This window comes from Pedobacter aquatilis (assembly GCF_032678405.1).
GTDB classification, from domain to species: Bacteria; Bacteroidota; Bacteroidia; order Sphingobacteriales; family Sphingobacteriaceae; genus Pedobacter; species Pedobacter aquatilis_A.
On record NZ_JAVTSJ010000004.1, the window covers coordinates 143621 to 157308 of the forward strand.

Below are 13688 nucleotides of genomic sequence, written 5' to 3' on the forward strand. Positions count from 1 at the left end.
ATGGTAAAACTCGACTTTATAGTGATGGGTGTTTTTGCCCTTTTAATATTCGCCATTGGCCTTACATTTACCAGGGTAGGGAGTAAAAACGGTCAGGCATTTTTTGAAGCTGGTGGTGCCACACCTTGGTGGATTAACGGACTTTCGTTGTTTATCAGTTATTTTTCTGCCGGAACGTTTGTGGTTTGGGGTTCAATTGCTTATAAATACGGATTGGTTTCCAATGCAATACAACTTACAATGGCCATTAGTGGGTTAATTGTGACTTTTTTTGTTGCGGCACGTTGGAAAAAAACCGGAGTTGCCACTGCTGCAGAATATATTGGAAAACGTTTCGGAACCAAAGAAAAGCAGTTTTATACTTATATGACTCTACTGCTTAGCTTATTTACTACAGCAGCGGTACTGTATCCTGTTGGTAAAATGGTACATGTAGCTGCCGGTTTACCGGTAAATACATGCATACTCATTATTGGTTTAATCATTGTACTTTATACTGCAGCAGGCGGTTTGTGGGCTGTACTGGTAACCGATGTTGTACAATTCGTAATTCTTTCAGCTGCGGTATTAATTGTAATCCCTGTCTCTTTTTCTCAGATTGGCGGTTTTCAAAATTTGCTCAATAAAGCGCCTGAGCATTTTTTTCAGCCCTTTAACGAAGATTACACTTTGGGCTTTATGCTGGCTTTTATCGTATATCAAACATTTTATATTGGTGGCAACTGGTCTTATGTTCAGCGATATACCAGTGTTGCAACAAAAAAAGAATCAAAAAAAGTGGCTGGTATTTTTACAGTCCTTTATTTTATAAGCCCGGTAATATGGATGCTTCCACCTATGATTTACCGCATTATCAATCCTAATCTTCAGGGACTTGAAACAGAAGATGCTTACATGATGCTTATCCAAAAAGTTATGCCAGGCGGATTAATCGGTCTTGTACTTGCAGGCATGGTTTCAGCAACATCCAGCAAAGCAAATACAACAATAAATATGGCAGCAACAGTTTTTGCCCAGGATATTTATAAAAATCTTTTAAATCCCTTAGCATCTGAAAAAAATGTAATATGGATGGCAAGATTATTTACCCTTATTTTCGGGGCTTTAACTATTTTAATCGCCATGTGGATTCCGAGTGCCGGAGGAATTGTGGAGGTGGTTTTAAGCACAGCCTCAATAGCCGGGGGAGCACTTTTTGCGCCAATTATCTGGACACTTTTTTCGAAGCGACAAACGGGATTTTCGGTGGTTACGGTTACGATAGCATCATTGGCTATAAATTTGTTTTTTAAAGTTATTGCACCTTCATTACTGCAACTGAAACTAAGCCGCACGATTGAAACTGTATTAGGTATGGGTATCCCGATAGTTTTATTAGCAGCGTTTGAATGCTATTACCGTAGTAAAGGCTTAGTTGCTGAAAAAGCCGACCTTATGGATTTGCAGGTAAACCATAACGAAAAATTAACCGATACAACTATTGATAATGCTGCCAGAGAACAAAATATTTTTGGTATTAGGGTGATTGCCATTTCAATGGCCGTTGTTGGGGCGGGTATTGTATATCTGGGCTTAATAGCAGCTAATTTTTCAAATGTTATTGCTGGTGTGGGCATTATCATTCTGATGGTTTCATTGCTCATCGGCATACTTACCCTTAACAAAAAAACGACCCTGGAATAATGAGATTTACTTGTAATAAATATTTGCTGTTTATTGCATTTTCTGTTGCCGTGATTCACGCTACAGCTGCAGTAAAATTGCCTGCTTTTTTCTCCGATCATATGGTGTTACAGCAAAAAAGCAGTGTTAAAATATGGGGAGAAGTAACCGGAAACAAAGCGATTACTGTTAAAACATCATGGGATAAAAAGACTTATCGGGTTAAAACGGATGGAGGTGCAAAATGGCATTTATACATTAAAACACCTGTGGCAGGAGGACCCTATCAAATTGAGGTAAATCAGGAGAATAAGATTATACTCAACGATGTTTTGATTGGAGAAGTCTGGATTTGCTCAGGCCAGTCGAACATGGATATGCCCGTTCAGGGATATGCAACTTTACCCATTGCCAACTCGGCAGATTTGCTTTTAGAATCGCCGGATGCTTTACTTCGCGTTTTTCATGTGGAGAAAAGTTATGCTGATAAACCATTAACAAATGTAAAAGGGAATTGGGCACAAGCCGAAGCATCATCAATAAATTCTTTTAGCGCCGTGGGTTATCAGTTCGCCAAGTACCTTCGCAAAAATTTAGGTGTTCCCGTTGGAATTATTCAATCGACCTGGGGTGGTTCTCCAATTGAAGCATGGATGGATAAAGGGTTGGTTACTGATGTTTTAAAAGATCACCTGAAAAATAACCCCGCGATAAAAAATGCAGTACATCAAACTCCCGCTAATCTTTACAATGCCATGATAGCACCACTTATCGGTTATAATATTGCCGGTGTGGTCTGGTATCAGGGAGAACAGAACAGAAATAACTATTTCGATTACCTCGCATTGCAATATGCAATGGTTAGTGATTGGAGGCAAAAATGGGGAATAGGAATCTGGCCATTTTACCTTGTTCAGCTGGCACCCATGTATTATCCCAAAAAAGAGCAGTGGAAAGTCCCCTTATTAAGAGAAGCGCAATTAAAACTTGCTGATACATTAAGCAATACCGGTGTTGCAATAATAATCGATGCTGGTGAAGAGCGTAACATTCATCCGGCAGATAAAACGATTGTAGCAAAGCGTCTTGCTTATATGGCATTGGCGAATGCATACCACAAAAAAGGAATACCTCCAAATGGTCCAAAATATAAAAATCTATCTGTTAAAGCGGATACTGCATATGTTAGTTTCAGTAATATTCCATTGGGAATGACAACTTATGGAAAGAAAATAACACAGTTTGAAATTGCCGGTGCTGATCATATTTTCCACCCTGCAGCTGCAAATCTGAAAAATAACCTGATAGCAGTTTTTAGTGCTGAAGTTAAATCACCTTTGGCTGTAAGATATGCTTTTAAAGATTGGTGTATTGGAGAAATCTACAGTGTTGAAGGCCTGCCGGCTTCTCCATTCAGAACTGATAACTGGACAGTAGAAGAAAAATAAACTACTTAAATGTAATGAAAGCCCTGCTATAATTGCAGGGCTTTTTTGTTATAAAAAATATAATGATTTTGGTTTTAATCATGGAAACGTTCCCAAAAAATGGGAACGTTTCCATGAGAATATTAAATTCCCATCACCTTAATATTGTCTATTATCTGTTATCTTCGGTATGCAGTAAAACATTAATGAATTTTGATGTTCCGTCTACATATTTTAGCCAAATTATAACACAATAGCTATGAGCAAATCCTTTTTTCCTGTTCGATTATTTTTGATTTTCTTTTGCCTCACCTGTTTTCTCGAGAAGATAAATGCAGTTGAACATCCTTATGGTATGCACCCTCAAAAGCAGATAGATTTTGTGAAAAGGCAGATAAAACTTAAAAAAGAACCTTTTCTGTCGGCTTACAAACAACTTATAATAAAAGCTGATTCTGCTTTGGCAATCGAAAACCATGCTGTTGAAGATTTCAGCATACCTGGATTCTATTCTGATAAAGAAGGTCATCGTAGAACCTCTTTAGCACTTCAGGTAGATGGTTTTTCGGCTTACAGCTGTGCGTTGGCTTACCAACTTAGTGGTAAAAAACAGTACGCTGATAAGGCAATATATTTTCTGAATGCCTGGGCGAAAATCAACAAGAAATATTCTCAGTTGGATGGCTCTTTGGTAATGTCTTATTCAGGTACAACATTTATGATTGCGGCCGATTTACTGAAAAATTACAAGGGCTGGAGTAATGATGAACAAACGCAATTTAAATGGTGGACAATTAACGTATTTCGCCATGCGGCAAACAGTATCAGGTTCAGAAATAATAATTCTGGCGATTGGTCGAGATTTGCTTCAGTACTTGCAGATTGTTACCTTGATGATAAAACCGATCTTACTGAAAACATCAGATTGATAAAAAGTGATTTATTCAAAAAAATAGCTCCCGATGGTCATATGGTTGAAGAAGTAAAACGTGAAGCAAATGGCATCTGGTATACTTACTTTTCGTTAGCACCCTTAACGGCATCTAGCTGGGCAATTTACAATGCCACCGGAGAAAACCTGTTTTTTGCAGAACAGGGTGGTGCATCTTTTCAAAAAGCACTGGATTATTTACTTTATTACAATACCCATCCGCAGGACTGGCAATGGTTTAAAAACCCGAATGTTGGAAGAGTTGATACACCAACTGGTTTCTGGCCTGCCAACTTGCTCGAAGCAATGAAAGATATTTATAAGCAGAAAGATTACGATGCATTCGTTGCGCCTTACCGGCCTATATTATATCCGCGACATGATTACGCATGGACATTCCCAACACTTATGCCGTTAAGTTTAAACGGTTACAAATAGTTAGCATTTTATGAGAAGAAAAACATATTTTATTTATGCGCTAACAGGCCTGTCTGTTGCTTTATCCTCTGGCTGTTCTTCACAGAAGTTAGCTAAGAATACTGCTGATGCATTTAGTAAAGAAGGCTATTCGCTCGTTTGGGCTGATGAATTTAATGTAAATGGAAAACCAGACAGCAATAACTGGAGCTATGAGGCAGGATTGGAAAGAAATGAAGAATTTCAATGGTATCAACCTGAAAATGCATGGTGCGAAAACGGGTACTTGATTCTTGAGACCAGGAGAGAAAAAAAGCTAAATCCAAATTACCAAGAGGGAAGTGCAGATTGGAAAAAGAATAGAAAAGAGATTTTTTATACTTCTTCATCAATAAAAACCCGTGGCAAGCAAAGCTGGCAATATGGTCGTTTTATAATGCGTGGAAGAATTGATATTAGTGATGGCATCTGGCCAGCATGGTGGACCTTGGGCAATAAAGGCAAATGGCCAGCTAATGGTGAAATAGATATTATGGAATATTATCGCAAAAAACTGTTGGCAAATATTGCTTTTATGGGCGAAGGAAATAAAGACGCCTGGTTTAGCACAACTAAAAATATCGATTCGTTGGGTGGTAAGAAATGGGCTTCTGAATTTCATATATGGCGAATGGATTGGGATGAAAACCAGATTGCATTATATGTTGATGATTTACTCCTCAATAAAGTAACGATGGATAAGCTTGTAAATCAGGATGGGACGGGTATAAATGCTTTTAAGCAACCACATTACATGCTACTCGATTTAGCTATAGGTGGTAAACAAGGTGGAAATCCCGAGAACACCAGTTTTCCAAAGCGCTTCGAAATTGACTATGTAAGGGTTTACCAGAAAAAATAAAATAATAACTAAGCAGCATATGAAAAGACTGTTCATCGGTTTACAAATCCTATTAGCAGGGTTAAGCTTCAGCGTTTATAGCCAGGTTACCTATTTACCAATTGAAAGTGAGCATAACATTATGATTTTACAGTTGGAAAAAAATGTTACGCCTAAAATCAATTACTTTGGTGCAAAATTTTCTTCAAACGGAGATTATAGTCAAATTGCCCGTCAATATCGTCAGGGTAGCGATTACTCAGGTATTCTTAACGCTGCATACACTTCTTCAGGAAGCAGGAACCTGGTTGAACCGGCTATTGAGGTAATACATGCAGATGGGAATACATCACTAGACCTTCATTATTTAAGCCATAAAACTATTTCGGAAAGTGATAATGTAACATTGACAAAAATTGAACTTGCTGATCCTGTTTACGCTTTCCAGGTAACCTTGAATTACAAAGTTTATAAAAATGAGGATGTGGTTGAACAGTGGGCCGAAATCAGGCATCAGGAGAAAGGTGATGTTATTCTTAACAAATTTGCGTCTGCAAACCTTTACCTTAAGTCCGCTGCGTTTTATTTAAGGCAATACCATGGCGACTGGGCTAAAGAGATGCAGCCTGAGGAAAGCAGAATTACCCATGGTATAAAAGTGCTTGATAGTAAGCTGGGAGCGAGAGCCGATTTGTATCAGCCGCCAACTTTTATGGTTTCATTAGGGCAACCGGCAGGCGAAGATAGCGGCGAAGTACTCTATGGCAGCGTGGAGTGGTCGGGCAATTTTCGTGTTGATTTAGAGCTCGATCCCTTAAATAATCTGCGACTTATCGCTGGTGCCAATAATCATGCATCTGCATATCACCTGAAAAAGAATGAAACTTTTACGACTCCGGTTTTCTTATACACCTTTTCAAATAAAGGAAAAGGAGCGGCCAGCAGAAACCTGCAGAGCTGGGCGAGAAACTATAAGATTTTAGATGGAAATGGTTCAAGGTTAACATTGTTGAATAATTGGGAAGCTACATTTTTTGATTTTAATGAACAAAAACTTGCCCGACTGTTAAAAGATACCAAAGAATTAGGAGTAGATCTCTTCTTACTCGATGATGGCTGGTTTGCTAATAAGTATCCGCGTAATGCTGATAATGCCGGATTGGGCGATTGGCAGGAAAATAAAAAGAAATTGCCCAACGGAATTGCTGCATTAGTTGAAGAAGCCGATGCTAATGGCGTGAAGTTCGGTATCTGGCTCGAACCCGAAATGGTAAACCCTAAGAGCGAGTTGTATGAAAAACATCCTGACTGGGTAATTAAACAACCTCAGCGAACAGAATATTTATACCGAAACCAGCTGGTTCTTGATTTGAGTAATCCACAGGTGCAGGATTTTGTATTTAGAACCGTCGATGATTTATTTCAGAAAAACCCTGGCTTGGCCTACATTAAGTGGGATTGTAATGCTGTAATCTATAATGCCTATTCTGCACATTTAAAACAACAAACACATCTTTATTTAGATTATGTAAAGGGTCTATACAAGGTTTTGGAACGTGTAAGGGCAAAATATCCAAAAATACCTATGATGCTTTGCTCAGGAGGCGGAGGACGGGTTGATTATGCCGCTCTTAAATACTTCACCGAATTTTGGCCAAGCGATAATACCGATCCATTGGAAAGGGTTTTTCTGCAGTGGGAATATTCTTATTTCTATCCTTCCATCGCATTGGCAAGCCATGTTACCGATTGGGGAAAACAACCTCTAAAATTTAAAACTGATGTGGCCATGATGGGTAAACTCGGTTTTGATATTGATATCAGTAAGCTGAGTGAAAAAGATTTAACCTTTGCTAAACAAGCCGTTGGCGTTTACAACCAGATTAAACAACAGGTTTGGCACGCTAACGAGTACAGGCTTTTAAGTCCTTGGGAAAATGATTATGCAGCGCTGATGTACAGTGAAAAAGGGGGTGATGCAGTATTGTTCTGCTATATGGTTAATAATCGATACGATGCCGGAAGCAAAACTCCCGTTAAGCTTAAAGGACTCGAACCAACAGCAAAATATAAAATAACCGAACTGAATTTATATCCGGGTACGAAATCGCCTTTTAAAGAAAACGAAATTTACACAGGTGATTTCTTAATGCAAATAGGTTTTAATCCACAGGTTAGTGGTGGCAGGACAAGTGCAATTTTTAACGTTGAATTATTAAAATAAGAATGATGAAGATTTTGAGTATAAAGACAGTAATATTTAGTGTAATATTTTGCTTAACCACATTGATAAACAATGGAGCAAAAGCTGATAGCGATTCCCTATTTACGTCAAAAGGTATCGTAAAAAGTATGAAAAAAGTAGCCGACTGGCAGGTTAAAACATGGAAAGATAAAGGTTTTAATCACAGAAAAGCTGATTGGACAAATGCTACCTGTTATACTGGTTTATATGCTTTAGGCACAATAAAAGGAAACGAAAAATATTTAAAAACATTAGAAAACATAGGCAATGATTTGGGTTGGAATACCGGGCATATTCGTTTTTATGCCGATGATTATTGTGTAGCGCAAATGTACGGTCAGCTTTACTTAAAATACAAGGAAAAGAAAATGATAGCACCATTTATACTTTTGGCCGATAGTATTTTAGCCAGACCACATGATGAACCCCTTAACTGGAAAAACAATATACAGAACAGGGAATGGGCCTGGTGCGATGCTTTATTTATGGGACCACCGGCGCTTGCTTATTTAAGTTCAGCAACCGGCAACTTAAAATACCTTGATATGGCGAGTAGGTTATGGTGGAAAACCACCGACTTTTTATACGACCCAACCGAGCAACTTTATTTTAGGGATGAAACTTACCTCAATAAAAAAGAGAAAAATGGTGCGAAGGTGTTCTGGTCAAGAGGAAATGGATGGGTACTGGGAGGTTTGGTGAGAATGATGGAAAATATGCCTGCAAATTACCCGGAAAAGGAAAGATTCCAAAAGCTATATAAAGATATGATGCTTAAAATTGCTTCATTACAGCAAGCCGATGGCAGCTGGCATGCTTCCTTACTAGATCCGGAAAGTTTCCCAATACGGGAAATGAGCGGAACAGGATTTTATTGTTATGCAGCCATATGGGGGTTAAATCACGGATTGCTCGATAAGAAAACTTTTTTACCTGTCGTAAAGAAATCATGGGAAGTGCTAAATACTTCGGTTCTCCCTGATGGCAAATTAGGTTACGTACAACCAATAGGAGCAAGCCCGGATAAAGTTGAAGCGACAAGTACAGAAGTGTATGGCGTTGGTGCTTACTTGTTAGCTGGCGCAGAGTTGAATAAATACGTTAAGAAGAATTCAAAAGACTTTAGAAATTAATAAGCTTTCAGATGAATAGTGTTACTACACCTAAATAATTAAATTTAGCGTTAAGTGAATGTTTTGTGTTAATTAACAGGAGTTTAACTTTGTTTGATTTGTTGATAAATTAGAAATTGTTAACAAAATAGTGCTGTTGCTTGTATGATTAATGAGTAATAATTCTAATTTTGTGCTGCAATGGAAAAACGCAAAACGGATCTCAAATCATTTCTAACAAGGGTGAAGCACTTGAGAGGGTTTGGCGACATGGATGCTTATAAAGTTGCTTCTGATTTTAAAAAACTTTCTGAGAATGAAGCAGATGAAAGTATCTCTAACATAATCAAAGATTTTTCTAGTTTATCCACATACGACAAAGCAAAGCAAGCTTTGATTGATAAGGTCGAATCCGAGCTTAGAAATTCTAAAAACAGTAACCAATAACACTTCGTTCCCAAAATCCTGTATTTGGTTTAATCTTTTCAATGTATTTGCAAATCAATTGCTTATATTCGATTAAGTAACCACTACTAATCACCCTTTCTATCTAACCAATAATGATGAGGACTAAAGCCTTTTTTTATTCTGCTGTTATTACGATTTTATTTGTTTCCGGATTTACAGCCGACAGGCAACTTCCACCGCGTTTGGGGATAGGTGCCGGTTTAAGTCAGGATAGTCTTGCACATGCTGCTGGTTTTACGATGATAGGGGAATCAGTAAGAAAAATGCTTGCTCCCGATTTAACTGAAGCTGCATTTCAGCAAAATTTAAAAAAAATTAAAGGAGCCAAGTGTAAGTTGATGATGTGTAACCTTTTTTTTCCAGGTTCTTTGAAAATTGCCGGCCCGGATGTTATTGAACCAAAGGTTTTGGGTTACGCCGATTCTGTTTTGCTCAGGGCTGAACAAGCTGGTGTAAAATTTATTGTGCTTGGAAGTGGCGGTTCCAGAAATATACCGGAGGGTTACCCGCTTGATAAAACGGAAGCAGCATTTGTTCCGTTAGGCAGAAAGCTGGGTGAACTGGCGAAAAAACACAATGTTGTGATAGCACTGGAGAATCTTGAAACCACAGAAACCAATTTTATAACATCTTTAAAGTCGGCAGCCGCGGTTGTAAGAAAAGTAAATCATCCTAATTTCAGGCTTAATGCAGATATATTTCACATGATGAGAGAAGGAGAAGCGCCATCGGAAATTATAGCCGCAGGAGATTTACTTGCTTTTTGCGAATTGGCCGAAAAAGAGAAAAGGTCGTTGCCGGGCGTTATGAATGATGATTTTAAACCTTATTTCAGGGCGCTCCGAAAAGTAAATTACAAAGGTTTTATTTTCATTGAGGGAACTATTACCAATGCTGCTGTAGAAATTCCAAATGCTTTTAAATACCTCACTAATCAGCTGGCAGAAGTCTATGCCGAAAAGTAACAAATGTATTTCATAAGCGTTTAGCGGCATTCAGGGGATTTTTTTAACCGAAACTTTTTATAAATATCTACTATCTTAGGCAATCTTTACTTTTTGCTAAACCTCGTTATGAAGATAACTAAATCGATTTATTTATCCGGCAGTTTATTGCTATCGCTTTTTTTAAGTTTTAACCAGCCGGCTTTTGCTGCACAACCAGGTGAGTTAAAGTGCGAATACTTAGTCAGGCCAATTGGTGTCGACAATCCCGTACCACGGCTTTCATGGCTGATTCTCGATGATAGAAAAGGAGCAATTCAACAAGCCTACAGGATTCTGGTGGGAACCGATTCAGTGCAACTTATCAATAAAACAGGCATAGTATGGGATTCCGGTAAAATATTATCTTCAGCTAATCTGGTAAGTTACAAGGGCGCTTCGTTACGTCCTTTTATCAAATATTACTGGAAACTCGAATTATGGGATAAAGACGGCAAAGCAACACAAGCCCGTATTTCGAGCTTTGAAATGGGCATGATGGGCATGGAAAACTGGAAAGGAACATGGATAAGCGACAGAAATGACATAAATACCTTACCAGCACCTTATTTCAGAAAAGTATTCGCGCCAGCAAAGCTGATAAAATCGGCCAGGGCCTATATTGCAGCCGCTGGTTTGTACGAGTTATACCTAAATGGGAAAAAAGTTGGCGATCATAGATTAGACCCAATGTATACCCGTTTCGATAGACGAAACTTATATGTAACCTATGATGTTACTGCTGCTATAAAACAGGGAAATAACGCTATTGGTGTTTTACTTGGGAATGGTTGGTATAATCACCAGTCGCTTGCTGTATGGAATTTCGATAAAGCAGCCTGGAGGGCCAGACCAACATTTTGCCTGGACTTAAGAATCACCTACGTGGATGGAAGTATGGAAGTAATTAAATCTGGCGGTGATTGGAAAACAAGCTTAAGCCCGATTATAAGCAATAGTATTTACACCGGTGAACATTATGATGCCCGTCTGGAACAAAAAGGATGGAATACCGCAGATTTTGACGATTCAAAATGGAGAGGAATAACTTTGAGGGCAGCACCTTCTAAAAATATTGTTGCCCAGGTAATGCATCCTATCAGAAATGTTGAAGAAATTCCGGTAAAAAAACTTCGTAAATTCGATGATACTACTTACGTTTTCGACCTGGGTAGAAATATTGCAGGTGTAAGCAAAATTAAAGTTAAAGGAGAAAAGGGAACAGTAATCCGTTTACGTCATGCGGAGCGATTATATGCCAACGGACATACAGATTTATCGAATATAGATGTTTATCATAGGCCAAAAGATAAATCAGATCCATTTCAAACCGATATTTTTATCCTTAACGGTGAGGGAGAAGAAGAATTTATGCCTTTGTTTAACTACAAGGGTTTTCAATATGTTGAAGTAATCAGTTCCAAACCGATAGCCTTGAATGATAAAAGTCTGGTTGGTTATTTTATGCATAGCGATGTTCCTGCCGTTGGTAAAATTTCATCATCAAATCCCCTGGTTGATAAATTGTGGTGGGCAACCAATAATTCTTATTTATCTAACCTTTACGGCTTTCCTACAGATTGCCCTCAACGTGAAAAAAATGGCTGGACAGGCGATGGCCATTTTGCCGTAGAAACCGGGCTTTATAATTTTGATGGCCTCACCGTTTATGAAAAATGGATGGGCGACCATCGCGATGAACAACAACCCAATGGGGTACTTCCCGATATTATTCCAACGGGTGGCTGGGGTTACGGTACGGCAAATGGCACCGATTGGACCAGTACGGTCGCCATTATTCCATGGAATATTTATATGTTTTATGGTGATAGCAAACTGCTAAAAGATAATTATCAAAGCATAAAGAACTATGTTAATTACGTGGAAGGCACAAGTAGGGGCTATTTAACTACTTTCGGACGTGGAGATTGGGTGCCTGTTAAATCTTCATCAGATTTGGAGTATACCTCTTCTATTTATTTTTATGTAGATGCCGATATTCTGGCCAAGGCAGCCAAGCTTTTCGGTAATAAAAACGATTATCTCCAATATAGTGCATTAGCGGAGAAAATTAAAAATGCAATAAACCAGAAGTTTTTCGACCCAAAGACTGGGATTTATGGAAAAGGTGTTCAAACAGAGTTATCGATGGCATTACAATGGAATATTGTTCCTGAAATATCAAGACAACTTGTTGCAGATAACCTTGCAGAAAGGGTTAAGGCTGATGGAATGCACATTGATGTTGGTGTATTAGGCGCTAAAGCCGTTTTAAATGCACTAAGTGATAACGGACACAGCGATGTTGCCTACAAGCTCGCAACGCAGGATACCTATCCGGGCTGGGGCTGGTGGATTGTAAATGGTGCAACAACCTTACATGAAAACTGGGATATGCAGGCTACCAGAGATATTTCAGATAACCACATGATGTTTGGAGAAATAGGTGGCTGGTTTTTTAAGGGAATTGGTGGAATTAAAGTTGATGAAAACCATGCTGGATTTAAAAATATTCTATTAAAACCACACTTTGTTGAAGGTCTTGAACATTTCGAGGCATCACATGAAGGACCTTTTGGAACCATCTTATCTTCCTGGAAGCGAACAACAAATGGTGTGAATTACACTGTTGTTATTCCTGCAAATTCATCCGCCAGTATCGAAATTTCCACTCTTGCAGGTAAAAGGATTTACCTTTACGGAAAAGAAGTTGCCAGTAAACTTAAGGTTAGTGCCGGGAAATACATTTTTGAAATCAGGTAAAACCGATATATTGCTTAAATGGCTTAAAAAACATTTTTGTGCTAAATTCTTTTATTAGTGATATTTTTTTCCATATTTAGGATAAAGATTATATCATCCTCTAAATTTTTTAGTGTAATTAAGCTTCTATGCCCTTTAACCAAATTCATGATAAAGAAGCCAGTATGAATTGGAATGCCATAAAAAATGGCAACTGGGATGCGTATAGTCAGCTTTATAATGCCCATTTTAAAATACTAAATAATTATGGGTATAAATTCACCCACGATTCAAGCCTGATTGAAGATGCCGTGCACGATTTATTTGTAAATCTTTGGGATAAACGTACGCAGCTGGGCAACCCGGTTTCAGTTAAAAATTACCTCTATAAATCGTTGAGAAACCTGCTGTTCAGAAAGATGGATAAGCAACAGCGCTTCGTAAATATCGATAGTGATGAAAGTTATCCGTTTAATTTTGAAGTGTCATTTGATAACGTTTTAATTAAAGACGAGTCGGAACGTGCTGTGCAGGCCAAAATAAAAGAAGCAATACAAAGTTTACCAGCCCGGCAGCAGGAAATTGTTTACCTCAGGTTTTATGAAGGTTTAAGCTATGAAGAAATTGCCGATATTATGAGTTTAAATATCAGTTCTACTTACAAACTTCTCTATAAAGCAGTTGGAAAGCTCCAGGAAAGAATTAAGCTTGCCGATTTGTTAATTATTTTGTCGCTCGTTTTGTCCGAAAAGGCAATTTCTGAAATAAATTAATTTTTTTTAAAAACGGAGGGATAATTTCAGGGGGGCTGTGTATATAGG

General features: G+C 38.3%; 10 protein-coding genes. All 10 read left to right on the forward strand.

Annotated elements, in window-relative coordinates:
• Positions 1–1683 (forward strand): sodium:solute symporter family protein, encoded by a 1683-nt coding sequence (locus R2R71_RS12180; RefSeq protein WP_316831546.1) that lies wholly within the window; start codon positions 1–3, stop codon positions 1681–1683.
• Positions 1683–3110 (forward strand): sialate O-acetylesterase, encoded by a 1428-nt coding sequence (locus R2R71_RS12185; RefSeq protein WP_316831547.1) that lies wholly within the window; start codon positions 1683–1685, stop codon positions 3108–3110. Before R2R71_RS12180 ends, R2R71_RS12185 begins: the two co-directional genes overlap by 1 nt.
• Positions 3111–3348: 238 nt before the next feature.
• A complete protein-coding gene (locus tag R2R71_RS12190) occupies positions 3349–4458 on the forward strand; it encodes an alginate lyase family protein (RefSeq protein ID WP_316831548.1) in 1110 nt (369 codons plus the stop codon).
• Between the two features lie 10 nt (positions 4459–4468).
• Positions 4469–5338, forward strand: a complete 870-nt coding sequence (locus tag R2R71_RS12195) for a glycoside hydrolase family 16 protein (RefSeq protein ID WP_316831549.1) — start codon at positions 4469–4471, stop codon at positions 5336–5338.
• 19 nt (positions 5339–5357) lie between these two features.
• Positions 5358–7541, forward strand: coding sequence for an alpha-galactosidase (locus tag R2R71_RS12200; protein WP_316831550.1), 2184 nt, complete (start codon positions 5358–5360; stop codon positions 7539–7541).
• 128 nt (positions 7542–7669) lie between these two features.
• A complete protein-coding gene (locus tag R2R71_RS12205; protein ID WP_316831551.1) occupies positions 7670–8695 on the forward strand; it encodes a glycoside hydrolase family 88 protein in 1026 nt (341 codons plus the stop codon).
• 180 nt (positions 8696–8875) lie between these two features.
• Entirely contained in the window at positions 8876–9121 is a 246-nt protein-coding gene (locus tag R2R71_RS12210; RefSeq protein ID WP_316831552.1) for a hypothetical protein, read from the forward strand.
• A 113-nt stretch (positions 9122–9234) separates the two neighbouring features.
• Entirely contained in the window at positions 9235–10107 is an 873-nt protein-coding gene (locus tag R2R71_RS12215; protein WP_316831553.1) for a sugar phosphate isomerase/epimerase family protein, read from the forward strand.
• 108 nt (positions 10108–10215) lie between these two features.
• The gene (locus R2R71_RS12220) at positions 10216–12888 is read left to right on the forward strand and encodes an alpha-L-rhamnosidase (protein ID WP_316831554.1); all 2673 of its coding nucleotides are present in this window, start codon (positions 10216–10218) and stop codon (positions 12886–12888) included.
• A 128-nt stretch (positions 12889–13016) separates the two neighbouring features.
• Entirely contained in the window at positions 13017–13640 is a 624-nt protein-coding gene (locus R2R71_RS12225; protein ID WP_316831555.1) for an RNA polymerase sigma factor, read from the forward strand.
• Positions 13641–13688 lie beyond the last annotated feature (48 nt).